At 62.3% G+C, this 7,792-nt stretch carries 5 protein-coding genes and 2 pseudogenes; all 7 read right to left on the reverse strand.

Annotated features, from left to right (window positions below; genetic code table 11):
- Window positions 1-3,128: strawberry notch-like NTP hydrolase domain-containing protein (locus AC5DC2_RS15770; RefSeq protein ID WP_491699158.1), on the reverse strand; the 3,128-nt coding region annotated here is incomplete at its 3' end.
- Between the two features lie 158 nt (window positions 3,129-3,286).
- A pseudogene (locus tag AC5DC2_RS15775) lies at window positions 3,287-3,409 on the reverse strand (antitoxin of toxin-antitoxin stability system); the annotation flags it as partial.
- Window positions 3,410-3,436: 27 nt separating this feature from the next.
- Window positions 3,437-5,506 (reverse strand): recombinase family protein, encoded by a 2,070-nt coding sequence (locus AC5DC2_RS15780; RefSeq protein ID WP_024707713.1) that lies wholly within the window; start codon window positions 5,504-5,506, stop codon window positions 3,437-3,439.
- A gap of 281 nt (window positions 5,507-5,787) precedes the next feature.
- Window positions 5,788-5,952 (reverse strand): annotated as a pseudogene (locus tag AC5DC2_RS15785) (hypothetical protein); the annotation flags it as partial.
- Window positions 5,891-6,511: a DUF8835 domain-containing pootine gene (locus tag AC5DC2_RS15790; RefSeq protein WP_024707715.1), complete on the reverse strand. Its 621-nt coding sequence runs from the start codon at window positions 6,509-6,511 to the stop codon at window positions 5,891-5,893. The pseudogene AC5DC2_RS15785 and the gene AC5DC2_RS15790, both read right to left, overlap by 62 nt.
- Window positions 6,504-6,920 carry a hypothetical protein gene (locus AC5DC2_RS15795; RefSeq protein ID WP_081725750.1) on the reverse strand — a complete coding sequence of 139 codons (417 nt, stop codon included), beginning with the start codon at window positions 6,918-6,920 and terminating at the stop codon, window positions 6,504-6,506. Before AC5DC2_RS15795 ends, AC5DC2_RS15790 begins: the two co-directional genes overlap by 8 nt.
- A gap of 65 nt (window positions 6,921-6,985) precedes the next feature.
- Window positions 6,986-7,534: a hypothetical protein gene (locus AC5DC2_RS15800; RefSeq protein ID WP_024707717.1), complete on the reverse strand. Its 549-nt coding sequence runs from the start codon at window positions 7,532-7,534 to the stop codon at window positions 6,986-6,988.
- Window positions 7,535-7,792: the final 258 nt, after the last annotated feature.

A 7,792-nucleotide genomic window follows, 5' to 3' on the forward strand; every position in this document is an offset into this window, starting at 1 on the left:
GTGTCGAGGCGGCGGGCGATCGTGCTGAGGAACCGCTTCTCGGCCTTCACATCCGTGGCGATGGGCCGGAAGAGCGGTGGTTGCGCCTGATTGGTGCGGTTGGTGCGCCCGAGCCCCTGAATGGCGGCATCGGCCTTCCAGCCCGGTTCCAGCAGGTAATGCACGCGCAGCCGCTGGTTTTTCGCCGAGAGTTCGGCGTGATAGCTGCGCCCCGTGCCACCAGCATCAGAGAAGACGAGGATGCGCTTCTGGTCATCCATGAAGGCTGACGTCTCGGCAAGGTTGGCAGAAGGCGCACGGTTCTCGACCGCAAGACGTGCCGATGCCCCGTCACCCTTGCGCACGATCCGGCGCGAACGGCCTGTGACCTCGGCCACCATATCCGTACCGAAACGCTGCACGATCTGGTCGAGCGCACCGGGGACAGGCGGAAGCGACCCCAGCTGCTCCAGCATCTCGTTGCGCCGCGCCACGGCTTCGCGGCATTCCACCGGCTGACCATCGCGGAAGACGGGTCGTGACGAGAGGTTCCCCTCACCGTCGGTGAACGGCTCGTAGAGCTGGACCGGGAAGGAATGCTGCAAATACGAGCCGACATACTCCCTCGGCGTGACATCGACGGAAATATCGTTCCATTCCTCGGTGGGGATCTCGGATAGCCGCCGTTCCATCAGGGCTTCGCCGGTCGAGACGATCTGGATGACGGCGGCATGGCCCGCCTCCAGATCGGCCTCGATAGACCGGATCAGGGTCGGGGTTTTCATGGAGGTCAGCAGATGGCCAAAGAAGCGCTGCTTGGTGCTTTCAAAGGCCGAACGGGCGGCGGATTTGGCCTGCCGGTTCAGCGTCCCCTCGCTGCCGGTGATGTTGGCGGCTTCCATCGCCGCGTCCAGGTTCCCATGAATGACAGCGAAGGCGGCAGCATATGAGTCGTAGATGTGCCGCTGTTCGTCCGTGAGCTGATGCTCGATCAGTTCATATTCGACGCCATCATAGGAGAGTGAGCGGGCGGTATAGAGGCCGAGAGATCGCAGGTCGCGGGCCAGGACCTCCATGGCCGCAACGCCACCGGATTCGATCGCCTCGACGAACTCGGCACGCGTCTGGAACGGAAAATCCTCACTACCCCAGAGGCCGAGGCGCTGAGCATAGGCGAGATTGTGGACGGTGGTGGCGCCAGTCGCCGAGACATAGACGACGCGGGCGTCGGGCAGCGCGTGCTGAAGCCGCAGGCCCGCACGTCCCTGCTGCGAGGCGGCGACATCACCGCGTTCACCTTTTCCGCCACCGGCATTCTGCATGGAATGGCTCTCGTCGAAGATAATGGCTCCATCGAAATCGGACCCTAACCATTCGACGATCTGCTTGACGCGGGAAACCTTCTCGCCGCGGTCGTCGGAGCGTAGCGTGGCATAGGTGGTAAAAAGGATGCCTTCCGACAGCGTGATCGGCTTGCCTTGAGGGAAGCGTGACAGAGGCGTGACCAGCAGCCGTTCCATGCCGAGCGCCGACCAGTCGCGTTGCGCGTCCTCGATCAGCTTGTCGGATTTGGAGATCCAGATCGCTTTGCGCCGACCGCGAAGCCAGTTGTCGAGAATGATGGCGGCGGACTGGCGACCCTTGCCAGCGCCGGTTCCATCACCGAGCATGAAGCCCCGGCGAAAGCGGATCGATCCGGCAGCATCCTCGGGCGCGGCGCTCACATTGTCGAAATGCTCGTCCACGGTCCAGGCGCCGGCGAGATGATCGGCGTGGGCTTCACCGGCATAGATCACCGTTTCAAGCTGGGCGTCCGACAGACGCGCGCAGATGTCGGGCGGCAGCATGGGCCGGTAGGAAGGCTTGGGCGGTGCGACCGAGGCCATGGCGGCGGATTGCACCAGCTTGGTCGGATGCGGCTGTGCACCAGCGATACGCAGCGATTGCAGCGCATATTCCTCATAGATCGCGTCGGACAGGCGAGCGCCTTCCGGTGGCGTCCAGTCCACGGCCTCATAGGCGAGTTCGACGCCATCAGGATCATTGGGCGAAGCAGCGACAGATCGCGTAGCCGCCGAGCGAGCGAGATAGCCCCGCACGGTCTTCGGCGCGGTGGCCCAAGCGGAAACCACGATCTTCGGCAATGACACTGGCAGGCGCGGCGGAACCTGTTCCTCGATCCATCCGATCAGCGTGGCAACATCAGGCGCGATCCCCGGCGAAGCCGGCAAACTGGCGGGATCGTCGGCGGGCAGTTTGTCGATCACGGTCAGCCGCGTGTCGATCGTGGTGCCGTGCTTGGCATAGACCGCACCATCAATGGCGGCGCTGAACACCACACGGCCACGCGCCTGCAAGCGGATGAAAGCGTCCCGCCATGCCGGGGCCTCGGGACCAAAGCCTGCGCCGGTGATCGTCACCAGCCGACCGCCCGGTGCAAGACGGGCCAGCGCCGAGACAACATGGCGGTAGGCCGCATCGGCGACACGCCCGCTGACATTGGCCATAACCGAGAAGGGCGGGTTCATCAGCACCGCGGACGGGACGGCATCTGGGGGCAAATGGTCGTCGATCTGGGCGGCGTCGAACTGGGTGACGGCAAAAGCCGGAAAGAGCTGGGCAAGCAGATCGGCGCGGGTCTCGGCAAGTTCATTGAGGATCAGCGAGCCGCCGATCGTCTGCGCCAGGATCGCCAGAAGGCCGGTGCCCGCCGATGGTTCCAGCACGCGATCATCGGGTGTGATCGCGGCGGCTGTCAGAGCGGCAAGGCCGAGCGGGATCGGCGTCGAAAATTGCTGGAAGTTCTGGCTTTCCTCGGAACGTCGGGTCTGCGTGGGCAGCAGCCCCGCGACCTTTGCCAGCACAGAAATCCGTGAAGCCGGAGACGCGGCTTTACGGAAAAGCGCCTTTCCGTATTTGCGCAGGAAGAGAACGGCAGCGACTTCGCACGCCTCATAAGCGAGCTTCCAGTCCCAGACGCCGGTAGCGTCAGATGCGCCGAAGGCCGTTTCCATCACACCGCGCAGGATGGCAGCATCGACGCGCTGACCGCGTTCCAGATGGGGGAGTAAAAGATTGGCCGCAGCCAGAATGGCGGGCGCAGCCGCCATTGGTGTGACCGGGTCGGTCACGGGGAACACCATGTTCATGCCTGGAACCTCAGGAGAGCGGAAAGGACAGGCCCGAACAGCGCTCTCTCTCGACCGCCCGGACTTAACCCCTTCCGGCCCGCCTCTGACTCTCAAAGCGCAGCATAAAAAAAGCGCCCCGACCGGACGGTGGGGCGCTTGTCAGCGTATTCTCGGGATCATCCAAAGCGGCGACCAGTTGCGGTGAAGGTGTATTCATTGGCGGCAATGGTTGCATCGACAGCCTCGTCCGAGGACAGATAATCATACTCGCGCTCAAGCTGGCGGTAGAGCCAGCGGGCCGACAACGATTCATTATGCACCTCATTCTAAGTGTTTGTAATCATTGGAAGTGTAGTTTGCCGGGGATCGCGACACGGGGCATTTCGGTGCCTCAGGGCTTCGGCAACCGCATCACTTTCGAGGTCGACGATTCTTATCTGATGTGGTGCGTGCCGCATAACCTGTTCAGCCGGCAGGATTTTCTCTTTGATTAGCCGGCGGATGACGTGATGTGTCACCCCCACTTTCTCAGCCGCTTCGGCCATCGTAAGCCACCCGCCCTGCTTGTCGGCCGACGCGTAAGCTCGAATGCCATTGATCTTCCGGGTGGAGGAGACTCGTTTCGCGGTCCAGGTGTGATCGCACCCCGTGCGCAGGCTCATTCTGTTGAGCGTCGCAGCAATGTCACTATCGCTCCAACGTCCGGCCATGGATCGGATCAAGGTCAAGGCATCTTCGGAAGTGACGCGGCCATGCTGGCCGGGTTTGGGCTTCTTGACGCGCAGCTGGGAGTGTTGGCCACCTTGCCAGTGGATGGTCAAGATCACTTCGCGACTTTGCTCATCGACGTCCGCGACAATGTCCTTGATCAGCGTGCGCACCAGGCGTTGGCGGGTCCGCGCGCTGACGCCAGCTGCGTTCCAGGCCGTGGCCACCTCTTCGGCCAAGCCTTCAAGGTCAGGTGGTTCCACTGCGACGATGGGGGCCTCACCGACGTCAACGCGCATTTTGCACGCCTCGAGACGCTGCAGGGTCGCCTCCCAGTTCCGTTCAAGCGTGGCCGCAATAAGTCGGTTCTCGGGATCGCAGGCCGCATAGCGGCGCTCTGCCAGTCCAGCCTCATACTGCGCCTTCTGCAAGTCGAGCTCCGCAGCGCGTCGTCGTTCTTCGCTGGCCATTGTCAGCATTCGTTCCGCCTCCCTCGCTGCTTCTATCGCAACGGGCTGCACCACGCGAAGAATCTCTGCGGCGATCGCGGCGTCGATCCGTGACCCGCCAAAATGAACACACCGGTCGTGACCAAGCATCGTGTTCATGTAGTCGCAGCGGTAGACCGGGCTCAAGGCCTGGCCGGGATACGTGACCGTGATACGGCAGCCGCATCGCGCGCACGACATCAATCCAGAGAGCAGCGCGCGACCGCCGCGCCCAGACTTGACACCGCCTTTCCGACCGTGCGCATTGGTCGCCAGATGGGCCAGATTGCGCTCATATTCTTCCCAGCCGATGTAACCTTCATGGTGGTCCTTCAGGAAGATATCCCATTCTTCCATAGGCTTGCCATGGCCGTAGGATTTATGGGCCCGCCCATCCACGATCTCGGCGCGGGGCCCGCTTTTCCCATAGGCATAAATCCCAGCATAAAAGGGATTCTTGAGCACAGAGATGACGTTGCGATACCGGATTGGCGTCCAGTCGAATGACGTCATGTAACGCCCCTCGGAGGGGCGTGGGAATGAGAGCTTGTCCTGCGTCAGCGACAACAGGACTTGGCGGCCGCTTTTCAGTTCCCGGAAGCGGCTGAAGATCAGGCGGATGGCCTCCTGCACACGCAGATCGGGATCGAAGCCAAGGCCCGCATCGCGATGCCAAATATAGCCGATGGGCACGTTGATGCGCAGTTCGCCCCGCTTAGCCTTTGACCGGGCGGCCTCGAGCATTCGCGCCCGTAGAATGCCGAGTTCGAACTCGCTGATTGTTCCCTTCATGCCGAGCAACAGACGATCATTGGGTGCGCAGGGATTGTATACGCCGTCCTGGTCGATGACCCGGGCGTCGGCCAGACCGCAAAGCTCCAGCAAGTGGTGCCAGTCACGCCCGTTTCGGGCGAGGCGAGAAGCGTCGAGGCAAAGCACTGCGCCTACATCCCCGGCGCAGAGCCAGGCGACAAGACGCTCGAATCCCGGGCGGGCGACAGCGCCACTGGCAGAGCGCCCAAGATCATCGTCGATGACCTCGACCTGCTGGAAACCATGCCGTCGAGCCGTGTTCACGAGATCGTACTGGCTTCGCTGGCTTTCAAGATTGTGCAGGACCTGACTTTGTGTCGACTGCCGCACATAAACGACGGCCTTGCGCTTCAAGATCGCCGGCGGAAGAGGGCTAAGCGCGTTCATGCGGCTCCTCCTTTCTGGCGGCTTCGGTCGCCTCCATCAGCAGGGTCGCCAGCGCCATCAGCACTGCTTCGCGCTGCCTCGGGCTCATGCCCAGCATCTTGTGGGAATCGAACGCCATAGCGACTTGGCGCGATCTTTCGGGCGGAATGGGTGTCGATCGTTTCATCGGGGGGAATCTCCTGGACTATGCCTACAGTCGAGGAGCTTACCCTTGTGCGATGCGCAGCCAGAAATTCGGCGAGTTCAACAAGGGAACCAAGCGAAACCCGCGGCTCGCCAAGCGCCATACCCACACAAGCGACCGGGTCGAGCATCCAGGTCGCTACGATAACGACATGACCCGGCGCGGCTTCAATCCGCGCCACCGCACCGTTTCGGGATCTATCAATGCCTTCGCATCGCACCCGCCGCCCGAAAAGCGGGTGGTAGGGGTAATGAACAGTCACAAACTCGCCGATATGGGCAGAATGACCATGAGATGGCCAGATCGCGCAGCGCCTCGATGACCGCCTCCTCGGCATCAGCGGTCATGTCCTGCCAGGTCGGGCTGTCGCGCTCGACCGCGATCGACATGCAGTATTCGTGATAATAATGCCCGCGATGGCTGGCATCGGCGCGAAGCTGATAGAAGTTTCGGCGCTGGATCGCCTGAAGGGTATCGGCGAGGCGGTGCAGTTCGGTGTCCTGCGGGGCGTATTCCCTGATCCGGCGCGGCGCATTTTTCCGGTAGGAATAGAAGGTCTCGAAACAGGCGCCATCACCTTGCGACCAGAAGCACTGGAAGCAAATACAGGGGGCTTGCCGTGAACCCCCGCCCATCAACCGGACGGTGCGGGTTTTGAGATTCAAACCGAGGATCTCGGCGATGCGCTGAAAATCCTCATAGACGGCATCGTACCAGTCATAGTCGAAGCCGCCTTCGCGATACCAGGCACGGGCCTTGTCCTTCGCCGCTTCGGACAATTCGTCGAGGCGATAGACGGTGGTTTCGATGATCTCAGGCATGGGGATCGCCTCCCTCCAGCACGGTGGAAAGCCAGCCATCGGTAGAGATCCAGTCCACCGTCTTGCCGGTGGCGAGATCAAGGACATGCGCCCCACCACCAAATCCGTCGATGCGCGGTTTCGAGCAGCTATTTGCGTACTGGAAACCCCACAATCCACTCAGGCCAAATTCGGCAGCGCAGCGTTTGACGAATTGGATGACATGCTCAGGATCGCCGGTGACGTCATCGCGCATCCAGAGTTGCGTACCGCCATGCTCTGGCTGGATGGAGAGCAGGAAGCCATCGGAGGGCGGATCCTCAACGGCATTGTCATCCGCCAGAGCTTTGTAGAGATCCAGCGCGCGGGCAGCGTTTTCGGGGGTGCCTACATCGAGCAGGCAAGAAAAGTGCGTGAAATAATCGGCCATGATAGTCTCCTGGCATGACATGGCCCGGCGTGTGGCCGAGCCGAATGGGATGAAATGGGTGAAGCTCAGGCGGCCTGCGGCAGGCGGAGCAGATCGGCCGAGGTCTCGCGCCAAAAGGAATCGACCAACCGGGCTTCCAGCGCAGCGGCGCGGTAACGCAGCCGTCTCGCCGCTTCGGGATCTGATGTCCGAAACGCCATACCGCGCAGGCGGCTGGCCTCGGTCACAATCCTGCGTGCCTCGGCATCGGAGGCGACAGGCTGTTGCCAGAGGATAATGCCGGCGCGGATTTCGCCAGCGAGGACCAGGCGTTGATCTTGGTCCTGAATGAGCATGATGCGCGGCTGAAAATACGGAAAGCTGTCCGGCCCCGTGCGAATATCACCGCGCGACAGGCGCAAGGCTGCGGCCTGGATGGCCTCTTCCGGTGACGGGCATTCGCCAAGCGGGATCACGCGGTCAAAACCGTTCGCCGCGTCACTGGCGTCATAACTGGCCACGCCAAGGCATGAGATACGCAGCGGCAGCTTTTGCGACCGATAAAGCGCGGGCAGAACATCGGCAGCCAGAATCTGGCCGATGGAACGGAAGGTTTCGGAACGGGCAAAGGTCATCGGGATCACTCCATGACGGGCGCCGGTGAGCCTCTCTCTCCGACCCTCAACCCGTCACGGCCGAACGGCCCGCACTCTTCCTCTCTGACCGGGCTCGTTCCCGGTTCCGCTGCCGGCGATGGGAACCATCGCGAGGCGCTGAAGGCCCGAAGCGCGGGCTGCCGCGCTCGGGCCGTCGGGGATGAGGCGCTTTCGCGCCTTATTCCCACGGGTCCAGCTCCAGCTTCACCATGTCGTCGTCGCCGTCGAACTCGGCGG

The organism is Martelella sp. (assembly GCF_984369615.1).